18 protein-coding genes are annotated in these 19344 nt (G+C 64.5%); 13 read left to right on the top strand and 5 right to left on the bottom strand.

The genetic code is table 11. The annotated features are described in order from the left end of the window. Window positions 1–22 precede the first annotated feature (22 nt). The 3 genes from CXR03_RS10775 (at window position 23) to CXR03_RS10765 (ending at window position 3016) form a co-directional block, all read left to right on the top strand. Window positions 23–454, top strand: a complete 432-nt coding sequence (locus CXR03_RS10775; RefSeq protein ID WP_104103770.1) for a MarR family winged helix-turn-helix transcriptional regulator — start codon at window positions 23–25, stop codon at window positions 452–454. 74 nt (window positions 455–528) lie between these two features. Beyond that, complete coding sequence (locus CXR03_RS10770; RefSeq protein WP_104103769.1) at window positions 529–1548, top strand: NADP-dependent oxidoreductase; 1020 nt, start codon at window positions 529–531, stop codon at window positions 1546–1548. A 187-nt stretch (window positions 1549–1735) separates the two neighbouring features. After that, window positions 1736–3016, top strand: coding sequence for a DUF1524 domain-containing protein (locus tag CXR03_RS10765; protein ID WP_258073594.1), 1281 nt, complete (start codon window positions 1736–1738; stop codon window positions 3014–3016). 30 nt (window positions 3017–3046) lie between these two features. Here CXR03_RS10765 and CXR03_RS10760 read toward each other — a convergent pair whose 3' ends face one another. From CXR03_RS10760 to CXR03_RS10750, 3 genes are read right to left on the bottom strand one after another with little or no spacing between them, the layout of a single operon-like run. Next, entirely contained in the window at window positions 3047–4138 is a 1092-nt protein-coding gene (locus CXR03_RS10760) for a glycosyltransferase family 1 protein (RefSeq protein WP_104104103.1), read from the bottom strand. A 2-nt stretch (window positions 4139–4140) separates the two neighbouring features. Next, the gene (locus tag CXR03_RS10755; protein WP_104103768.1) at window positions 4141–5061 is read right to left on the bottom strand and encodes an alpha/beta fold hydrolase; all 921 of its coding nucleotides are present in this window, start codon (window positions 5059–5061) and stop codon (window positions 4141–4143) included. After that, window positions 5061–5897 (bottom strand): aldo/keto reductase, encoded by an 837-nt coding sequence (locus CXR03_RS10750; protein ID WP_104103767.1) that lies wholly within the window; start codon window positions 5895–5897, stop codon window positions 5061–5063. Before CXR03_RS10750 ends, CXR03_RS10755 begins: the two co-directional genes overlap by 1 nt. Window positions 5898–6193: 296 nt before the next feature. Between CXR03_RS10750 and CXR03_RS10745 the strand changes: the two genes are divergently transcribed. From CXR03_RS10745 to CXR03_RS10725, 5 genes are all read left to right on the top strand, one after another. After that, window positions 6194–6931, top strand: coding sequence for an MIP/aquaporin family protein (locus tag CXR03_RS10745; protein WP_104104102.1), 738 nt, complete (start codon window positions 6194–6196; stop codon window positions 6929–6931). 67 nt (window positions 6932–6998) lie between these two features. After that, window positions 6999–8519, top strand: coding sequence for a glycerol kinase GlpK (gene glpK / locus CXR03_RS10740; protein WP_104103766.1), 1521 nt, complete (start codon window positions 6999–7001; stop codon window positions 8517–8519). A gap of 237 nt (window positions 8520–8756) precedes the next feature. Next, window positions 8757–10091: an NAD(P)/FAD-dependent oxidoreductase gene (locus CXR03_RS10735; protein ID WP_219816224.1), complete on the top strand. Its 1335-nt coding sequence runs from the start codon at window positions 8757–8759 to the stop codon at window positions 10089–10091. After that, on the top strand, window positions 10091–11023 hold the full coding sequence (locus CXR03_RS10730; protein WP_104103765.1) for a bile acid:sodium symporter family protein: 933 nt from the start codon (window positions 10091–10093) through the stop codon (window positions 11021–11023). Before CXR03_RS10735 ends, CXR03_RS10730 begins: the two co-directional genes overlap by 1 nt. Further along, the gene (locus CXR03_RS10725; protein ID WP_104103764.1) at window positions 11020–11994 is read left to right on the top strand and encodes an SDR family oxidoreductase; all 975 of its coding nucleotides are present in this window, start codon (window positions 11020–11022) and stop codon (window positions 11992–11994) included. The genes CXR03_RS10730 and CXR03_RS10725 overlap by 4 nt, the downstream gene beginning before the upstream one ends. Here CXR03_RS10725 and CXR03_RS10720 read toward each other — a convergent pair. Then, complete coding sequence (locus tag CXR03_RS10720) at window positions 11991–13049, bottom strand: RNA polymerase sigma factor (protein ID WP_181034558.1); 1059 nt, start codon at window positions 13047–13049, stop codon at window positions 11991–11993. The genes CXR03_RS10725 and CXR03_RS10720 overlap by 4 nt on opposite strands. A gap of 145 nt (window positions 13050–13194) precedes the next feature. Here CXR03_RS10720 and CXR03_RS10715 point away from each other — a divergent pair, with 145 nt between their 5' ends. From CXR03_RS10715 to CXR03_RS18145, 4 genes are all read left to right on the top strand, one after another. Next, a complete protein-coding gene (locus CXR03_RS10715; protein WP_181034557.1) occupies window positions 13195–13728 on the top strand; it encodes a GNAT family N-acetyltransferase in 534 nt (177 codons plus the stop codon). A 204-nt stretch (window positions 13729–13932) separates the two neighbouring features. Further along, window positions 13933–16458 carry a leucine--tRNA ligase gene (leuS, locus tag CXR03_RS10710; RefSeq protein ID WP_104104100.1) on the top strand — a complete coding sequence of 842 codons (2526 nt, stop codon included), beginning with the start codon at window positions 13933–13935 and terminating at the stop codon, window positions 16456–16458. A 46-nt stretch (window positions 16459–16504) separates the two neighbouring features. Then, window positions 16505–17494 (top strand): DegV family protein, encoded by a 990-nt coding sequence (locus CXR03_RS10705; protein WP_104103761.1) that lies wholly within the window; start codon window positions 16505–16507, stop codon window positions 17492–17494. 8 nt (window positions 17495–17502) lie between these two features. After that, window positions 17503–17883 carry a hypothetical protein gene (locus CXR03_RS18145; protein WP_146070484.1) on the top strand — a complete coding sequence of 127 codons (381 nt, stop codon included), beginning with the start codon at window positions 17503–17505 and terminating at the stop codon, window positions 17881–17883. 14 nt (window positions 17884–17897) lie between these two features. Here the strand turns inward: CXR03_RS18145 and CXR03_RS10695 are convergent, their stop codons facing one another. Further along, window positions 17898–18392 (bottom strand): hypothetical protein, encoded by a 495-nt coding sequence (locus tag CXR03_RS10695; protein ID WP_104103759.1) that lies wholly within the window; start codon window positions 18390–18392, stop codon window positions 17898–17900. Window positions 18393–18627: 235 nt separating this feature from the next. Here CXR03_RS10695 and CXR03_RS10690 point away from each other — a divergent pair, with 235 nt between their 5' ends. After that, the gene (locus CXR03_RS10690) at window positions 18628–19152 is read left to right on the top strand and encodes a hypothetical protein (RefSeq protein WP_258073593.1); all 525 of its coding nucleotides are present in this window, start codon (window positions 18628–18630) and stop codon (window positions 19150–19152) included. Window positions 19153–19344 lie beyond the last annotated feature (192 nt).

Genomic DNA, 19344 nt, shown 5'->3' with positions numbered 1-19344 from the left:
AATTGTGAGCTAGGTTGGGCCGATGAGTGATTCCCTCCACCGGCAGGTCTGCTTTTCCCTGTACTCGGCATCCCGGGCAGCCACGGCGGTGTACCGGCCGCTGCTGGATCAGCTGGGCCTGACCTACCCGCAATACCTGGTGCTGACGGTGCTGTGGGACAGCGACGGCGTGAGCGTACGAGACCTGGGGCGGTCCCTGGAACTGGATTCCGGAACGCTTTCGCCCCTGCTCAAACGCCTCGAGGCTGCCGGGCTGGTGGTGCGGCGCCGCTCGTCCGCCGATGAGCGTCGGGTCGACATCCACCTGACGGAAAACGGCCGTGCCCTGCAGGCCAAAGCACTGGACCTGCCGCAGCGGGTGGCTGAAGCCGCGGGACTGGAACCGGAAGAGCTGCAGGCGCTGCAGGAAACGCTTGCCAAAGTCACGCGGGCCCTGCGGGACGCCGCCCACTGACGGACAGGTTCACCGCCGCCCGAGATTTTCCCATACCCCACGGACCTCCGGGTCCCGAACAGGAAGGCATTTTCATGACCGATTACCCCCAGACCAGTCGCGAAATCCAGCTGGCATCACGCCCCGAGGGCTGGCCCACGGACGAGAACTTCCGGCTCGCCGAGGTGCCCGTGCCCAAGCTGGAAGACGGCCAGGTGCTGGTGCGCAACCTGTACATGTCCGTGGATCCCTACATGCGCGGACGCATGAACGATGTGAAGTCCTACGTGCCTCCCTTCCAGATCGACGCCCCGCTCGACGGCGGTGCCATTGGTGAGGTGGTGGAGTCCCGTTCCGAGGGACACCGGCCCGGCGACAAAGTTCTGCACGGCCTCGGCTGGCGGGACTACGCCGTCCTGGACGGCAAGCGCGCCCGCGTCATCGACGCAGAGGCGGCCCCCGCGTCTGCTTACCTGGGCGTGCTGGGCATGACCGGCCTGACGGCATATGCAGGGCTGACCAAGGTTGCAGAGTTCAAGGAAGGCGACGTCGTCTTCGTCTCCGGCGCCGCCGGCGCCGTCGGATCCCTGGTGGGACAGATTGCCAAGGCTATGGGTGCCAAGAAGGTCATCGGCAGCGCCGGATCAGCCGAAAAGGTGCAGCGCCTGCTGGACCTGGGTTTCGATGAGGCCTTCAACTACCACGACGGGCCCGTCAAGGAGTCACTGAAGAAGGCAGCCGGCGCGGACGGCATCGATGTCTACTTCGACAACGTGGGCGGCGAGCACCTCGAAGCAGCCATTGCGGTGATGAATAAGTACGGCCGGATTGCCATGTGCGGTGCCATTTCCCAGTACAACACCACAGACGTTCCCACCGGCCCGCGCAACCTCGCCCTGGCCATCGGCAAGGAACTGACGCTGCGCGGGTTCATCGTCGGAAGCTACAACCAGTACGCCGACGAGTTTGCCGAACTGATGTCGGGTTGGCTCAACGACGGCAAGGTCAGCTACGACGAGACCTTCGTGGACGGACTGGAGAACGCTCCTCAGGCATTTATTGACCTGATGAAGGGCGCCAACAAGGGCAAAATGGTCGTGACCCTGCAGGCCTGATCTGCTGCGGTAGCCAAACCCCCGGTACCAGCGGGAAGGGGCGGAACTCTCGGGTTCCGCCCCTTCCCTTTTTCTGTGCCCCGGACCCGTGCGGGTGCGGGGCACAGCACCGACGGCAGCCGTGCCTGGCGGTTGCCCGACTCGGATTAATCTTTAAAGCGGGAATTCAACTATGGAAAGGAGCCCTATGACCGACGTCAAACCCGCCCAAGGCCGGAAGCCCGGCCCGGTAACCATCGTTACCGGTTCCATCCTGGGTCTCCTGGTCATAGCTGCAATGTTCTCCAGCGTCACCGCCGGACTGGGACTGCTGGCGTTCTCCGGACTGCTCACCGGCCTGTACGTCCTCATCACAGGGCGGCGGTCCTGGGCTCGGATCCCTGCCGGACGGCGCGGCGGAGCCATTACGGTGGCTGCATCGGTCGTCACGCTGATCGTGGCCGGCACCCTTGCTCCCGCCGCTGAGCTGGAGGAGACTTCGCCGATTTCTGAACCGGGACCTGTGTCATCGCCGTCGGCTTCCGCCACACCGACCCCGGTCCAAACATCTGAACCGACGCCGACTCCTGAAACTGAACCGACTCCTGAAACTGAACCGGCTCCTGAGGCCGAGCCAGAATCCGAACCGGAGACTGAAGCGGCGGCACCTGCAGCGGCCGGCACCGCCCTGGCCCAGCTGGACACCATCCCGATCAAGGGCCGGGCACCGAAGACCGGTTACGACCGGGACCTGTTTGGGCCCGCGTGGAAGGACGTTGACCGCAACGGCTGCGACCAGCGCAACGATATTCTCCGGCGCGACCTGGAATCGGTGAGCCTCAAGCCGGGGACGAACAACTGTGTTGTCGCCGCCGGCACCCTGCTGGATCCGTTCACGGGGTCGGTGATCAGCTTCGTGCGCGGGGAAGGCACTTCCAACGCTGTCCAGATCGACCATGTGGTGGCTCTCTCCGACGCTTGGCAGAAGGGGGCCCAGCAGATGGCACAAAACCAGCGGGAGGCATTCGCCAATGACCCGCTGAATCTTCTCGCCGTGGACGGCCCCTCCAACGGTGCCAAGGGTGACGGTGACGCTGCAACGTGGCTTCCACCGAACAAGGGATTCCGTTGTGAGTACGTGGCCCTTCAGACTGCAGTGAAAGCCAAATACGGGCTGTGGATGACACAGGCTGAATCCGATGCGATCCGCGGGATCCTCACCTCATCGTGCCCTGACCAGCCGGTTCCTGCCGACGGCGGTGTCATCGTCGCACCGGAACCTGCTCCCGCGACAGTGCAGGCCCCCGCAGAAGCTCCCGCACCTGATTCAGCCCCCGCACCTGATTCGGTGCCGGCCGCCCCGGAGGATGTCTACTATGAGAACTGCGATGCCGTGAAGGCTGCCGGTGCTGCACCGATCCAGGTAGGCGACCCGGGGTGGCAGCCAAAGTTTGACCGCGACGGCGACGGGGTCGGCTGCGAGAATTGATCGGTTCAGGCAGGTAAGCCGCCGAGCGGACTACCTGCCTGAACGGCCGGCCTGATGCTGCCGGACGGCCTCCTGTGCTGCTTCCACAAGTTGTACGGCAGAGGTGTCCCACGAATACTCCGCGGCGCGCCGCAGTCCGGCCTCCGAGACCTGTCGCCAGCGCCGCGGATCCGCCAGCGTGAGCACTGTATCCGCAAAATCCTTGGGGCTGTCCGGATCCGCCAGCAGTGCTGCCCCGCCCGAGACCTCACGGAAGATCGGAATGTCGCTGGCCACCACGGGCGTTCCCAGCGCCATCGCCTCGATCATCGGCAGCCCGTACCCTTCGGCCCGGGACAGCGTCACCAGTGCGGTGGAGGTGCGCAGCATGTGCTCGTATTCCTCGTCGCTGACCCCGTTGTGGAACACGACGTCGGTCCCCGGCGGCACGAGTGCTTCGAGCTCACGGCGACGTTCCGGGGTGATCCGACTCAGCAGGTGCAGCGTGTAACCGGGCAGGTGCTCCATGCCGCGGATCACGGTTTCCACGTTCTTGTAGGGCATGAAGGACCCCATGTAGAGCAGGCTCTTCTCCGGGGCTTCATCGGGATCCCGGGCAAGGGCACCGGGCTGGGGAGCGTTGCCGACAATGCGGACCGGACGCCGGGTGAGCCGATGGCGCATCATCAGGGCACGCGTGGTTTCACTGATGGTGGCGACGACGTCGGCCCGGTTCAGCAGCAGCCTCTGCGGCCAGTACGCGAGGTGGTACAGCCGCCACAGTGCCCGCACCGGCAGCGGCAGGAAACCGGGCGGCGTCGGATTCGAATAGTAGATCAGGTCATGCAGGGTCAGGATCAGCGGGTACTGTCGTCCCCAGCTGCCCATCGTCTGCATGGGAGACACGACGACGTCGGGGCTGTACCGGTTCACGCGCAGGGCCACCAGGAGCTCGGCAGGGGAGAGCGGGCTGTTGATCTTCACCCAGGGCAGGTCCGGCAGCAGGGCCAGCTGCCGTTCATCGGAAATCAGCATCAGTACAGAGGCGTGCCGGGACACAGCTTCGATCAGGGAGGCGCCGTAGCGGCTGATTCCGTCATGGTGATCGATGCGGGTGAAACGGGCGTCCACGGCTATGCGCAGTGTCATGCGTGTCTCCGGAGCAGGAAATCGGAAATCAGCCGTGCCGCTTCGGCGGGTGCTTCGTAGTGGACCAGGTGGCCAACGCCGGGAAGGACGTGCAGTTCGGCATCGGGAATCAGCGCGGCCAACCGCTCCTGTCCGGCCACGGAGCCGAGGTCATCGCGCTCCGCGGCGATCAGGAGGACGGGCATGGCAAGCTGTTCGGCGCTGTCCCGGACGGTCGTGGAGATGGAGGCACGGAAGGCATCCAGGACCACGTCACGATTGGCGAAGGCACTGAAGTAGGCGGCGTGCTGGCCGTGGATCCAGCGGCGCAGCGCAGGGTCCCGGGTCTTGGCCATGAAGATGCTCATGCCCCGGACAATGGCCGGATGCTGCAGCAGGGCCATGCCCAGAGACTCGGGCAGGCGGGCAGCGGCCAGATAGTAAAGTTCGGCGGCTTTGCTGGTGATGCCTTTGGGACCTTCCAGCGCCGGTTCGCAGATGGGATTGACCAGGACCAGTTCGCTCAGCAGCTCCGGGTGATCCGCGGCCACCCGGGACGCGATGATGGAGCCGAAGGAATGGCCCAGCAAAACCGTATCCGTGCCGAGGCCTAGCATCTCGGAGGACAGCAAAGCGGCAACAAAGCCGGCGTACGCCCCGACGTCGTGCGTTCCCTGAAGCGGCTGTCCGGATCCGAAGCCCGGCAGATCGGGCACCAGGATCCGGTGTTGGGGAAGTGCCTCCACCACGCGCAGCAGGCCGTGATGGTCGCCGCGGAACCCGTGGACCATGAAGATCGGGGAACCCGAGGGGTGTCCGGGGGCTGCCGGAAAGTCCCAGCAGCGCTGGAGGGTGCCGTCCACCGCAATGGTGCGGACTTCCGCACTGCGCGTCAGCCTAATGTCTGCCACCTGCCTGTCCCGTGGTGCCGTGCGCATTAGTTGACCTTGTCCGGATGGGATCCGGAGCGCTGGTTCCGGTCCAAACCGGCGATGGCGGCCTGCTGCTCGGGCGTCAATTCGAACGAAAAGACGTCCAAATTCTCCGCGATGCGCTCGGCGGAACTGGCCTTGGGAATGGCGATATTCCCCTGTTCGATATGCCAGCGCAGGATCACGCGGGCGGGCGAGACTCCCAGATCTGCGGCGATGGAGGTGATGACCGGATCGGCGAGGACGGCACCGCGGCCCAGCGGGCTCCAGGCAACGGTGCGGATGCCCAGCTCCTGGTGCAGCTTGGTCAGCGGACGCTGCTGCAGCCAGGGGTGCAGTTCCACTTGGTTGACGGCAGGGACCACGTCGGTGGCGTCCATCAACTGCTGCAGGTGGTCCGGCTGGAAGTTGGACACCCCGATGGCGCGAACCCGGCCGGAGCGGTAAAGCTCCTCCAACGCCCGATACGTGTCAATGAACAACCCCCGCTCGGGGCAGGGCCAGTGGATGAGGTACAGGTCGAGGGTGTCCAGGCCAAGGCGTGCCATGGTGGCGTCGAAGGCACGCAGGGTGGAGTCGTAACCCTGGTCCGTGTTCCAGACTTTTGACGTGAGAAATATCTCATTACGGTTGACATTCTCGTCTGCGATAAAGTCTCGTACCGCCTCGCCAACGCCCTCTTCATTGCCGTACAACGCCGCCGTGTCCACGTGGCGGTACCCGGTGCCGAGGGCCAGAGTAACGAGATCCGCCGCATCAGGGGCGGGTACCTTGTAGGTGCCGAATCCCACCTGATCCATGCGGACGCCGTTATTGAGGGTAAATTTGGGTGCCGGTTCCATGCAGAAGACTCTACCGAGGTTGACGGTTGCCGAGTGAATTCCGCCCGAGTACGGTTGGCCGGTAAGTCTGAGCAAACGGAAACGTTCTGTCTCCGTGCACTGCCTCCTTCTCTGGTGGATGCGGTGTTGGGGGAAACGCTGGAACGCACTAATGCAGAACAGCAATAATTCGCAAATGCGACGGCGGCACTGCTGCCGGCTGTGGGTCCACCCGGGGAGGGAGCCATGGCACAGTTGAGACAGGCCAGCGGGCAATCGGCTGGTTCGAGAAAATTCGAAGGATGGAGAAGTCAATGGTGACTCTCGGTGAGGTATTCCTCAGTGAGTTTGCGGGAACGGCAATGCTAATCCTGCTTGGTTGTGGTGTGGTCGCGAACGTGGCCCTGCGCAAGACGAAGGGCAATGGCGGAGGGACCCTCATGGTCAACTTCGGCTGGGGCCTCGGTGTGTTTGCGGGTGTGTTCGTGGCGGTTCAATCAGGCGCGCATCTGAACCCGGCAGTGACGATGGGTCTGCTTTTCAACGGTTCAGACCTGGCATCCGGAGTGGAGACCAGCTTTGCCTCCGTGATGGTCTACCTGGTCGCGCAGCTGCTTGGCGCAATGCTGGGTGCCGTGCTGGCCTGGCTGGCGTACAAGAAACAGTTCGATGACGAACCCGATGCAGAGAACATCCTGGGCGTGTTCTCCACCGGTCCGACCATCCGGTCCTACGGCTGGAACGTTGTCACCGAGGTCATCGGCACGTTCGTGCTGGTGTTCGTCATCCTCGCCTTCGGCGGTACCCCCAACGAACTTGGTCCGTTGGCCGTTGGTCTCCTGGTGGTTGCCATTGGCGCTTCCCTCGGCGGACCCACCGGCTACGCCATCAACCCTGCCCGTGACCTCGGTCCGCGCATCGTCCACGCGCTGCTGCCCATCCCCAACAAGGGCAAGAGCGACTGGGCCTACTCCTGGGTTCCGATCGTCGGACCCATCATTGGCGGCTCGCTGGCCGGCATCGTGTTCAACGGAATTCCGATGCCCGTTGTCTAAGGCCTGCACACCGGCGCCCTGACCCCGCCGCATCCCCCGTACGTCCCCCCTGTAAAAGGAGCGAATCATGCCTGACCCGAGCTACATCATTGCGATTGACCAGGGAACCACCAGCAGCCGTGCGATCATTTTTGACCACGACGGCAACATTGTCTCGACCGGCCAGAAGGAACACGAACAGATCTTCCCCCGTGCAGGTTGGGTGGAGCACGATCCCGAGGAAATCTGGACCAACGTCCGCGAGGTCGTGGGAACCGCACTGTCCAAGGCAAACCTGACGCGGCACGACATTGCCGCCGTCGGTATCACCAACCAGCGCGAAACCGCTGTGGTCTGGGACAAGACCACGGGCAAGCCGGTCTACAACGCCATTGTCTGGCAGGACACCCGCACACAGCCCACCGTGAATGAGCTGGCCAAGGACGGCGGCCTGGACCGGTACAAGGACCGTGTGGGCCTTCCCCTGGCCACGTACTTCTCGGGCACCAAGATCAAGTGGATCCTGGACAATGTGGACGGAGCTAGGGAGCGTGCCGAAGCCGGCGACCTGATCTTCGGCAACACGGACTCCTGGATCGTCTGGAACCTCACCGGCGGCACCGACGGCGGCGTTCACATTACCGACGTCACCAACGCCTCCCGCACGCTGTTCATGAACCTGGAAACCCTGACCTGGGACGAGGACATCCTCAAGGACTTCGGCGTGCCGCTGTCCATGATGCCGGAGATCAAGTCCTCCTCGGAGGTCTACGGCACCGTCCACACCTCGCAGCTGCTGCGCGAAACCCCGGTTGCCGGCATCCTCGGCGACCAGCAGGCCGCCACGTTCGGCCAGGCCGCCTTCGGCCAGGGTGCTGCCAAGAACACATACGGCACCGGCTGCTTCCTGATTTTCAACACCGGCGAAGAGATTGTCCGCTCCGAAAACGGTTTGATCACCACCGTGGCCTACCAGATCGGCGATTCCAAGCCGGTGTACGCACTGGAAGGCTCCATTGCCGTCACCGGTTCACTGGTTCAGTGGCTGCGCGACAACCTGGGCATGATCCAGAGCGCGCCGGAGATTGAGCGCCTGGCCAACGAGGTCACCGACAACGGCGGCGTCTACATTGTTCCGGCCTTCTCCGGGCTCTTCGCTCCGCACTGGCGTTCCGATGCCCGCGGCGCGATTGTCGGCCTGACCCGCTTCGTGAACAAGAACCACATTGCCCGCGCGGCGCTGGAGGCCACCGCCTTCCAGACCCGCGAGGTGCTCGACGCCGTCAACGCCGACTCCGGCGTTCCGCTCACCGAACTGCGCGTGGACGGCGGCATGGTGGCCAATGAGGCACTCATGCAGTTCCAGGCCGACATCCTCGGCGTGGACGTTGTTCGCCCCAAGATCGTGGAGACCACCGCCCTGGGCGCCGCCTATGCGGCAGGCCTGGCAGTGGGCTACTGGAACGACACCGACGAGCTTGAGACCAAGTGGGCCGAAGACAAGCGCTGGACCCCCCAGATGGAAGACAGCGAACGCCAGCGTCAGATGCGCCTGTGGTCCAAGGCCGTCACGCGCACCTTTGACTGGGTGGACGAGGACGTGCTGTAACCAGCACGCGGCGTCTTCGGACGGCAACTGGGCGTCTGAAGACGACAATTGAGGATTGGGCCCCGGCGGGCAAAACGCCGGGGCCCTTTTCATGCCTCTAGGGATCTGCAGCCGGCCGGTGAGGCGGTTTGACCCACTGTGAACGCTTCGGTAGCGTGCCAGCAGCATCAATGGTGATGCAGATCACGAAAGCGGGCACGGGTGTTGCAATTCTCCACAACAGCAGGGGACAGGACATTGCCGGTCGCTGTCATCGGATCCGGCCCGAGCGGGCTGGCTGCCATGCGGGCGCTCTCACGCCGGGGGCTGGACTTTGTCGGCTTTGAGCAGTTCACCGACGTGGGCGGGCTGTGGAACATTGATAACCCGGTGAGCACGGTCTACGAGTCGGCACATCTCATTTCCTCGAAGTCCACTACCGCTTTTGCGGAGTATCCGATGCCGGCCGGCACGCCGGACTATCCCGGCCACAGCCATTTGCGGAAATACTTCAGCGGGTACGCGGAAACCTTCGGCCTGTACCGCCACATCCGCTTCTCCACCCGGATAACGGACGCGGTAACGGCCGACGACGGGTGGCAGCTGACCTGGCAGGACGGGCAGGGTGCCGGCAGCGGCAGGTTCAGCGCCGTCATCGTCGCCACCGGCACCCTGCACACCCCGGCCATTCCCCAGTTTCCCGGCAACTTCTCCGGCGAGATCCGCCACTCGGCACAGTACAAGAAGGCCACCGACCTTGCCGGAAAACGAGTGTTGATCGTGGGTGCCGGCAACAGCGGCTGCGACATAGCGGTGGACGCCGTGCACCACGCAGCCTCGGTGGACATCAGCGTGCGCCGCGGCTATTACTTTGTGCCGAAATACGTGTTTGGCCGACCCACCGACACCCTCAACCAGGGCAAACCCCTGCCGCGGCCGCTGAAACAATTCATCGACAAACGGCTGCTGCGCATGTTTACCGGCGACCCGCACCGCTTTGGCTTTCCGGCGCCGGACCATCGAATCTATGAGTCGCATCCTGTGGTGAACTCGCTGATCCTGCACCATCTGGGCCACGGCGACCTGCAGGTGAAGGCGGATATCAGCCGCTTCGAGGGCAGCACCGTGCATTTCCGTGACGGCAGTGCCGGAGACTACGACCTCATTCTGCTGGCCACCGGCTACGTGTTGGATTATCCGTTCCTGAGGCCGGAGCTGCTGGGCGGGAACGGGCCGTCCCCGGATCTTTATCTCAACATCTTCAGCCGCGAGGCGAAAAACCTGATGGTGGTGGGCATGGTGGAAGCTTCCGGCCTCGGTTGGGAGGGCCGATACCGCCAGGCCGAGCTGGTGGCTGCGTATCTCGCGGCACAGCGGGACACGCCGGAAATTGCAGGGGCCTTCCGCAGCACCATCAACGGCGCCTCACCGGACATCACCGGCGGCTACCGCTACCACGGTACGGACCGGGGGAGCCACTACGTCAACAAAGACGCTTACCGGGCAGAGCTCGCCGCACATCTGGCCCGGCTTGCCGGCCCGGCCGCCGCTTCCGGCGTTTCTGAGCCCGCACTGGCGGAGGCGCAGCGCTGATGCCCATCGACGACGTCGTCCTGAACTTTTCTCCCGGCTCGCTGGTGATCCTGAACGTGGTCCTGGCCGTCATCATCCTCGGGATCGCACTGGAGGTCCGGCCCTCGGATTTCCGCACCGTGCTGCGCAGCCCGAAAGCGGTGGTGCTGGGCATCGCGGCACAGTATCTGCTGCTGCCGGCGGTCACGGTTGGCATAGCTCTGGCCCTGCAGGTCCCGGCCTCCATTGCGCTTGGAATGATCCTGGTGGCCTGCTGTCCACCGGGCGGAATTTCCAACGTCCTCACCCACCGGGCACACGGCGACGTCGCGCTCTCAGCGTCCATGACAGCGGTTTCCAACCTCGTGGCCATCATTGTGATGCCCCTGAACGTGGCCTTCTGGGCGGCGCTGAGCCCCTCCACGGCCTCGCTAATGCGCGACTTCTCCCTGGACCGCGGCGGGATGCTGATTCAGGTGCTGCTGATTATCGGAGTTCCCTTTGCCGTTGGAATGCCTCTGGCCCGCCGCTTTCCGGCAATCATTAACCGGCTCCGGCCCTGGGTGCAGCGGATCGGGCTGGTAGCCCTCCTGGCCTTTATCGTTGCCGGGACGGCGAGCAACCTGGGTCCGCTGCGCGAACATCTGGGCACCATCTTCCTGGTGGTGCTGCTGCATGACGCCATTGCGCTGGCGGTGGGCTACTTCAGTGCCGCGGCCGTCCGGCTGGATGAAGCCAGCCGGCGGGCCGTCACCTTTGAGGTGGGCGCGCGCAACATCGGGCTGGGACTCGGGCTGACCCTGACGTTTTTCTCCGGCCTGGGCGGCATGGCCATGGTCGCGGCCTGGTGGGGAATCTGGGACATCCTGGCCGGACTGCTGCTGGCTGCGTGGTGGCGGCGGCGGGATGCCCGGCGTGCCGCTGCAGGGGAACCCCGGGAGGCTGCACTGTGAACCGGGTCTGCGTAACCGGCGGCAACGGATTCCTGGGCAGTGCCGTCGTTGCCCGGCTGGCAGCGGACCCCGGGATCAGCTCCGTCCTCAGCTTGGACATCCGCGAACCCGCCGCAGACCGGCGGCTCGACGGCGTCGAGTACGCGCTGGCCGATGTCTGCTCGCCGGACGTCGGCCGGCTGCTGAAGGCTCACCGCATCGACACCGTGGTTCATCTGGCGGCCATCGTGAACCCGGGCAGGGACACCAGCAGGGAACAGGAGTTCCAGGTGGACGTGGTGGGTTCGCGGAATGTCCTGGCGGCCTGTATCTCCGCCGGGGTTCAGCACGTGGTCATCTCCTCCTCGGGGGCTGCCTACGGTTACCACGCGGACAACGCCCCCTGGCTCAGCGAAGCGCATCCGCTGCGCGGCAATGACGAGTTCGCCTATTCCCGGCACAAACGTCTGGTGGAAGAAGAGCTGGCTCGGCTCCGCAGCGACCATCCCGAACTAAAGCAGACCATCTTCCGGATCGGCACCATCCTGGGGGAGCGGGTGCAAAACCAGATCACCGCCCTGTTTGATGCGCCCCGGCTGCTGCGGGTGGCCGGCAGCGACTCGCCGTTTGTCTTCATCTGGGACGAGGACGTCGCTGACGCCATGGTGCAGGCTGTCCTCACCGGCCGCAGCGGGATCTACAACGTGGCAGGCGACGGCGCACTGACGGTCCGCGAGATTGCTTCGCTCATGGGAAAGCGGACCATCAGCGTGCCGGCCCCGTTGCTGGCCGCCGGGCTGTGGCTGGGACACAAGCTGAAGCTGACCGTGCACGGACCGGAACAGCTCCGTTTCCTGCGCTACCGGCCGGTTTTGGACAATACGGCACTCAAGAATGAGTTCGGCTTTACGCCCTCGCGCACCAGCAGGGAGGCCTTTCTGGGGTTCCGGGCCGCGAGGGAGGCTGCTGCGGCGGACACGATGGCAGGCTAGAAGTAGCTCACCCCGTTGGTCTTGAACGGCAGGCCCAGCCCGCCGGCCACTTCAGCCAGCACCTCCGGGCAGAAGAAGTACCACTTCAGCTCCGCGATGAGCGGCGCACCGTGGGCAGCGCGCACGCGCAGGACATCCGCCACCACCCCGGGAGCCTCCGGCGTTTCCTTCGGCCGCTCCCACAACAGGATGATGTCCTCACCGCCGAAGTGATGGACAGTTGCCCGGTAGAGTTCGGCGGCGTCCGAGCCGAACGTGTGGGTCATGGAACCGGTGCGGATTTGTTCGTGTCCGGTTTCGCTGACATTGCCGATGACCTCGGACCGCCCGCTCGCCAGGAAGAGGTCCACCATGGCATCAATGTCATAGGCGTTGAAGGCAACCGCCAGCCGGCGCAGGAGCAGCGCGTGTTCCGCCGGCGGCACGGCGCCGGTTTCAGTCCCGGGATGTGCGAAAGAAGACGCACCCTTTCCTGAACCGCTGCGGGCTGCCTGAAGGGTGGCCCGCCCGCGGTGCAGGGCCGACTTCACGGCGCCCGGAGTCGTCTCCAGCATGCCGGCGATTTCGGCCAGGGAATAGGAGAACACATCTTTGAGGACCACGCACGCCCGCTCCTTCGGGGGCAGGAGGTGCAGCAACTGACGGAGAGCAGACTCCACGTCCAGGTTGGCCAGCGGATCAGGAGCGGTCTCGTCCGGGAGCTCAGGGGCGGAATCGGTCCACCCCAAAGCCGTTCGGCTGCTGCGGCGCAGTGAATCTATCCAGGTGTTCGTGGCAATCCGAACCAGCCACGCCTCAGTATTGAGGATAGGTTCGTGCCGCTGCGAGGCTTCCGCCAGGGCTTTGGTCAGTGTTTCCTGCAGCAAATCCTCCGCATCCCATACCGTGGGGGTCAGGCTGCGGCAGTATGTGTAGACGGAGCCCCTCACGGGCTCCAGCGCCAGCAGGAAATCACGGCGGGCGCGGCGCAAATGATTTCGATTATTCGCGAAAGCCGGTGTCTCCGCTGCAGTGCGGACATTGCGTACCGCTGCCGTTCCCGCCTCAAGTGCCATTGACATTTCCCCTCGTTTTCCCCGCCGTCGGCGGTGCCTGATGAAAAGCATGACACTGCGCCATGTCCTTGCCCGGTAGACGCACGGGCACGCCAAAAAGATACGGAAACCGTGAAAACTATCCCGAATGCGGCAGAATCGCCGGATGGAACTGCACACGCCCCGCCTGCTCCTGCGCCCTTACCGGGAGGCGGATTTGTCGGCTGTGCACGGCTTTGCGTCCGACCGGCGGCTGACCGAATACGTTGAATGGGGCCCCAATACCCTGCAGGACAGCCGCGACTTCCTCGCAGCGTGTCGGGCGGAGGAGCAGCAGGATTCGCGGCGGGCCTACACCTTTGCGGTGACCGTGCCCGACGGCGGTGAAGGTCCGGGGAGCGGGCCGTTCGGCTCCGTGGGGCTGACACTGGACAACGCCGGCACGGGTGAGGTTGGCTATGTCATCGCCGCAGACCGCTGGGGCTGCGGCTACGCGACCGAGGCCGCGTCCGCCGTCGTGCACTTTGGTTTTACAATGCTGGGGCTGGATTGCATCCGCGCCACCTGCCGGCCGGGCAATGCCGCGTCAGCCCGGGTGCTGGAGAAGACCGGAATGGTGCTGGAAGCCCGCCTGCCCGCGCACAAGCTGATCCGCGGCAAGTGGGAGGGCTCGCTGCTGTATGCGATCAGTCCGTCATAAGGCTGTGGCGCGGCTGCCGCAAAGAGACGGCTGTTGTAAAGTGGAAAGATGAACGCTTTCCTCCTCCTTAGGTAGCCGCGCACCGTCCGTGCGCGGCCCAGCCCCTTGCCTGCCGAGGGGCTTTTGTGTGTCTGGGGGAGAGCGTGACGAAACTTGAGTTTAAGCGGCGGGACCGGCACGGACCGGCAACCGCGGATCAACAGGATTTCTTTGAGGACAGAGGCGACAACAGTGAGTACGCAGTCACAGACGGATGAGTCTGAAGAGGCCGTATACAGTTTTGCGGACATTGAGCAGAAGTGGCCGGCGGTCTGGGACGAGCTGGGTGTCTTTCAGCCCGCCGACGACGGTTCCAAGGAACGCCGCTATGTCCTGGACATGTTCCCGTACCCCTCCGGTGACCTGCACATGGGCCACGCCGAAGCGTTTGCCATGGGCGACGTCGTCGCGCGTTACTGGCGCCAGCTCGGCTATGACGTGCTGCACCCGATCGGCTGGGATTCCTTTGGCCTGCCTGCAGAGAACGCCGCGATCAAGAACAACGCGCACCCCAGCGACTGGACCTACCGCAACATCGACACGCAGGCCGCGTCGTTCAAGCGCTACGCCATCAGTGTTGACTGGTCGCGCCGGCTCCAGACCTCGGACCCGGAGTACTACCGCTGGACGCAGTGGCTGTTCAAGCGTTTCTACGAGCGGGGCCTGGCCTACCGCAAGAACTCTCCGGTCAACTGGTGCCCCAAGGACCAGACCGTGCTGGCCAACGAACAGGTTGTCAACGGCGCCTGTGAGCGCTGCGGCACCCAGGTCACCAAGAAGTCGCTGAACCAGTGGTACTTCAAGATCACCGATTACGCCGACCGGCTGCTGGATGACATGGAGCAGCTCAAGGGCCACTGGCCCGAGCGTGTGCTGGCCATGCAGAAAAACTGGATCGGCCGTTCCGAAGGCGCGCATGTCCGGTTCACCATCGAGGCCGACGGCGACAAGCCGGCCGAGCAGGTCACCGTCTTCACCACCCGCCCGGACACCCTGGCCGGAGCGACGTTCTTTGTCGTCGCAGCCGACGCTCCGCTGGCAGTTGAGCTGACCACCGACGAGAACATGGATGCCCTGCTGGATTACCGCGAGCAGGTCAAGGCCCTCTCAGACATCGAGCGCCAGTCCACCGAGCGCACCAAGACCGGCGTCTTCACCGGCCGCTACGCCATTAACCCGCTCAACGGTGAGAAGCTGCCCGTCTGGGCCGCCGACTACGTGCTGGCCGACTACGGCACCGGCGCCATCATGGCCGTGCCCGCGCATGACCAGCGCGACCTGGACTTCGCCAAGACCTTTGACCTGCCGATCAAGGCTGTCCTGGACACAGGCGAAGAGGATCCGGCAGAGACCGGCATCGCCACCACCGGCGAAGGCACCCTCATCAACTCCGGCAAGCTGGACGGCCTGCCGAAGTCCGAAGCCATTCCCGCCGCCATTGAAATGCTCGAGGAACAGGGCACCGGCGAGAAGTTCGTGAACTTCCGCCTGCGCGACTGGCTGCTGTCCCGCCAGCGCTTCTGGGGCACGCCCATCCCGATCATCCACTGCGAGAAGTGCGGCGAGGTTCCGGTTCCCGATGACCAGCTGCCCGTCACTCTGCCCACCGGGCTGAAGGGCGAGGCACTGGCGCCGAAGGGCACCTCCCCGCTGGCTTCCGCCGAGGAATGGGTCAACGTTGCCTGCCCCAACTGCGACGGCCCCGCCAAGCGCGACACGGACACCATGGACACCTTCGTGGACTCCTCCTGGTACTTCATGCGCTTTGTTTCCCCGCACTACACCGAAGGACCGTTCGATCCGGAGGCCGCGAAGAACTGGATGCCGGTCGGCCAGTACGTGGGCGGCGTGGAGCACGCCATCCTGCACCTGCTGTACGCGCGCTTCTTCACCAAGGTGGTCCATGACATGGGCCTGCTGGAAGCCAGCGAACCGTTCAGCTCGCTGCTGAACCAGGGCCAGGTCCTCAACGGCGGCAAGGCCATGTCCAAGTCGCTGGGCAACGGTGTGGATCTGGGCCAGCAGCTGGACAAGTACGGCGTCGACGCGGTGCGCCTCACCATGATCTTCGCTTCCCCGCCGGAGGACGACGTCGACTGGGCGGACGTTTCGCCGTCGGGCTCCGCGAAATTCCTGGCCCGCGCCTGGCGCCTGGGCCAGGGTGTCACCAGCGAACCCGGCGTCGACTTCGCCAAGGGCGACAAGAAGCTGCGCGCGCTGACGCACCGCACGGTTGCCGATGCGGCCGAACTGCTGGAGAACAACAAGTTCAACGTGGTGGTGGCCCGGACCATGGAACTGGTCAACGCCACCCGCAAGGCGATCGACTCCGGCGTCGGCGGAGCGGACCCGGCCGTCCGCGAAGCCGCCGAGACCGTGGCGATCATCCTGAGCCTGTTCGCCCCGTACACCGCCGAGGACCTGTGGGCTCTGCTGGGCCGTCCGGCCTCCGTGGCGAACGCCGGCTGGCCCGCCGTGGACGAAACCCTGCTGGTCCAGGACACGGTCACCGCCGTCGTCCAGGTCCAGGGCAAGGTGCGCGACCGCCTCGAGGTGGCCGCCGACATCAGCGAAGATGAGCTGCGCGAATTGGCGCTGGCTTCGGACGCGGTGCAGAAAACGCTCGACGGCCGCGGCATCCGCACTGTGATCGTGCGCGCTCCGAAGCTCGTGAACATCGTTCCGGCGTAGGCTGGCCCTCACGACAGAACACCGTGCACGCTGATTCGGGGGACCTATGAACGTGGACTGGCTGGACAAGCTGTCCGCGCGCGCCAAACGGGGGCGGCTTCGGGAAACCGGGACCGCCCCCGCACCCCGGGTCGGCGTGGTCACAGACTCCGCCGCTGCGCTGCCGGAAAACTGGGCTCAGTCCGCCGAGGTCACCGACCTGGTGCGCGTGGTGTCCATGCCGGTCATGATCGGCGACCAGATTTACAGCGAGGGCACCGACCGCATGATCGGCGCCCTCGCGCTGGCTCTGGCGCAGGGGTCCGACGTACGGACCTCCCGTCCCGCTCCGGGGCAGTTCGAGGCCGCCTATGCAGAGCTGGCTGCGGCGGGCTGTTCGTCGATTGTCTCGCTGCATCTCTCCGGCGAATTGTCCGGAACCGTGGATTCCGCCCGACTGGCGGCCCGGACCGCTGCCGTTCCCGTGACCGTCATCGACACGGCCAGTGTGGCGATGGGCGTGGGTTTCGCCGTCGCCGCCGCTGCGGAAACGGCGCGCGACGGCGGAACAGCGGCGGCCGTGGCCGATGCGGCACGCGCAGCGGCGAAGTCCGCCAGCATACTTTTCTACGTTCCCAGCCTGGAGCAGCTGCGCCGCGGCGGCAGGATCAGCGCCGCCGCCGGCTGGTTCGGCACCCTGTTTGCGGTCAAACCCATCCTGGTGGTGCGTGAGGGCAAGGTGGTTCCGCTGGAGCGGGTGCGGTCCGCGCCCCGTGCGCTGGCCCGGCTCACCGAACTGGTCCGGCAAAACATCACCGCCCGCACCGGCAGGGTGCGGGTGGCAGTGCACCACTTCGGCAATGAAGTGGAGGCCGAGCGTCTGGCCGGAACCATCGCGGAGGCCGCCCCCGACGTCGAACTGATGATCTGCTCGCTGCCCGCCGTCCTGGCAGCCCATGCCGGACTGGGTGTGCTGGCAGTGGCGGTCTCCGGAGATTCCGGAGCTGCACCGCAGGTGCAGATTCCCGGGCCGGAAGCCGGACCCGGAAGCAGCTAGGCCTATACGTGGTTGCTCCCGCCGCCGTCGTATGTTTAGGTGAAGCACTGGTTGGACCAAATGCATTCCCTGGAGGAAAAGTGGCGGGAACAGAACCATCAAGTCTGTATCGCCGAACATTGCGTGCAGGAATTGTCCTTGGCGCGGTAGGCCTTCTCGTACTGGTGCTCACTGACCCGTTCATTCGGAACTTCGGTGCGCTCAACTTCAACGGTGAGAACGGGTTCTTCGTGGTTTTGACCCAAGTATATTTACACGCCCCGCAAGTCTGTCTCACTTTTTCGGCTGCTTTGATCTCCGCGGCATTGGTGATGCGCCACATTGATGCCGCGAAGGTCAATGCCGCTCCATCAGGGCGGCACCAGCCGTCCGACGATTTCCGCGCCTGAAGGGTGTCTGCGCCTCAGATGCGGGCCTGGACAAGATTGGCGAACGGCAGTTTGCCGTAAGCCTGCAGGAACTGCGCGTGGTATGCCGCCAGCGCCGGATTGAGCTGTTCAGCCGGCAGCTCCTTCCATGCCAGGAGAAGATCTTCCGAGTCCGCCAGCTGCCAGATCAGCCGGCCGTCCCAGTGTCCCGGCGGCAAGCCGTTTCCGAAGTCCACAAATTCAGAGATCTGGCGCCGGAGCCCGCGGTTGCCCTTGCTGCCGGGGCTGGCTTTTCCAATAAACAGTATGTCCGCGTCCGGCACCCACTCAGCGGTGAGCTTGTCTTTAGGCAGAGAAGGGTTTTTCTTTTTGAAGACGCCGGCCGTGCTTGTGCGGAGGAACCGTGGTTCAAAGCCTTGCGGCCTCACAACAGCGAAGAGTCCCTGCCGCTGCGGGATCCGATTGATGTCCAGGGTGTTCACGGACCGGAATCCGGTGAACCCGTCGGTCTGGAGGGACTTCTTATTCAACGGGTTCGGGCTCCTGGATAGGGGTGGGGGCGTACGCAGGCCCGGAGATCGGGCAATGCGCACCGTCAATCTTACCGGGCCGCTCCTTGGGCAGACAGCAAGCGAACAGTGGCCGCTGGTGCAATAGACGGTAGATTATTTCAAGCATCATCCGGGGTGGAACTGCTCCCGCTCCCCGGACACACGAACGATAGGCAGATCAAGGATGGCCCTGGAGGCCGCTCTCAACATAGCCATGACCCTGGCAATTGCAGCACTTGCCTGGTGGGCGCGGAGGTACCCCAACCGGGCCAAGGATTATCCGGAGCGGGTGAGGATGCCCAAGTTCATTGCCTTTATAGGGTGGCTGTTTGTTGTAGTGGGGCTTCTTATGGGGACGTGGGCCTTTGGATCGTCTGAGGGCCCGCTCGGTGCTCGAATCGGCTCGTCAGCGATTCTTGCCGGTGGAATCGGTTTTATCGCCATGTACCGCAATTTCTACATCGTGACTGGACCCTATGAGGTGGTTTTCCGCAGTGTGCTCGGTAAGGAGCAGGTCATTCGCTACCGGGAGATTGCGCATTACAGCGTGGCTCCTTTGAGAGGTCAGCAATTCCTGGATGTGAGGTCCGTTCACGGAGTGAAGCTCAGCATGAACATCAGCGCCTACGATCTGAGTCCCCTGTTGCGGGCCATTGATTATCGCCAGGCCACGGGCCGCTGGCCCGTCCCTGTTGATGCTCCGATTTCGGAATCTCCCTCAGCGACGGACCTGCGGTAGCCCGCCTGGTGTCCCTGCACAGGGAGTTCGGATGTGACGGAACAGCCCTTGTTCTACACACATCCCGGACTCTTTCATCGGCAGGTCCCGGCGCCGCTCTAGTTTGGGTCCCATAGCAGAACACCGCTGGGACACGGCACCCTCGACCGCACAGCAAGCACCCCGGCGCCGCTGGCTGATGTCCCTTCGGGG

The organism is Arthrobacter sp. 08Y14 (assembly GCF_002929455.1).
Classification (GTDB): domain Bacteria; phylum Actinomycetota; class Actinomycetes; order Actinomycetales; family Micrococcaceae; genus Arthrobacter_B; species Arthrobacter_B sunyaminii.
This window is presented reverse-complemented; position numbering and strand designations above follow the sequence as displayed.

Bases quoted from the DNA above. Each gene is read 5' to 3' on its own strand.
- CXR03_RS10730 (WP_104103765.1), top strand. From the start codon at position 10,091: ATGCCCATCGACGACGTCGTCCTGAACTTTTCTCCCGGCTCGCTGGTG.
- CXR03_RS10750 (WP_104103767.1), bottom strand. From the start codon at position 5,897: ATGGAACCGGCACCCAAATTTACCCTCAATAACGGCGTCCGCATGGAT.
- CXR03_RS10720 (WP_181034558.1), bottom strand. From the start codon at position 13,049: ATGGCACTTGAGGCGGGAACGGCAGCGGTACGCAATGTCCGCACTGCA.
- CXR03_RS10705 (WP_104103761.1), top strand. From the start codon at position 16,505: ATGAACGTGGACTGGCTGGACAAGCTGTCCGCGCGCGCCAAACGGGGG.
- CXR03_RS10690 (WP_258073593.1), top strand. From the start codon at position 18,628: ATGACCCTGGCAATTGCAGCACTTGCCTGGTGGGCGCGGAGGTACCCC.
- CXR03_RS10770 (WP_104103769.1), top strand. From the start codon at position 529: ATGACCGATTACCCCCAGACCAGTCGCGAAATCCAGCTGGCATCACGC.
- glpK (WP_104103766.1), top strand. From the start codon at position 6,999: ATGCCTGACCCGAGCTACATCATTGCGATTGACCAGGGAACCACCAGC.
- CXR03_RS10755 (WP_104103768.1), bottom strand. From the start codon at position 5,061: ATGCGCACGGCACCACGGGACAGGCAGGTGGCAGACATTAGGCTGACG.
- CXR03_RS10765 (WP_258073594.1), top strand. From the start codon at position 1,736: ATGACCGACGTCAAACCCGCCCAAGGCCGGAAGCCCGGCCCGGTAACC.
- CXR03_RS10775 (WP_104103770.1), top strand. From the start codon at position 23: ATGAGTGATTCCCTCCACCGGCAGGTCTGCTTTTCCCTGTACTCGGCA.
- CXR03_RS10715 (WP_181034557.1), top strand. From the start codon at position 13,195: ATGGAACTGCACACGCCCCGCCTGCTCCTGCGCCCTTACCGGGAGGCG.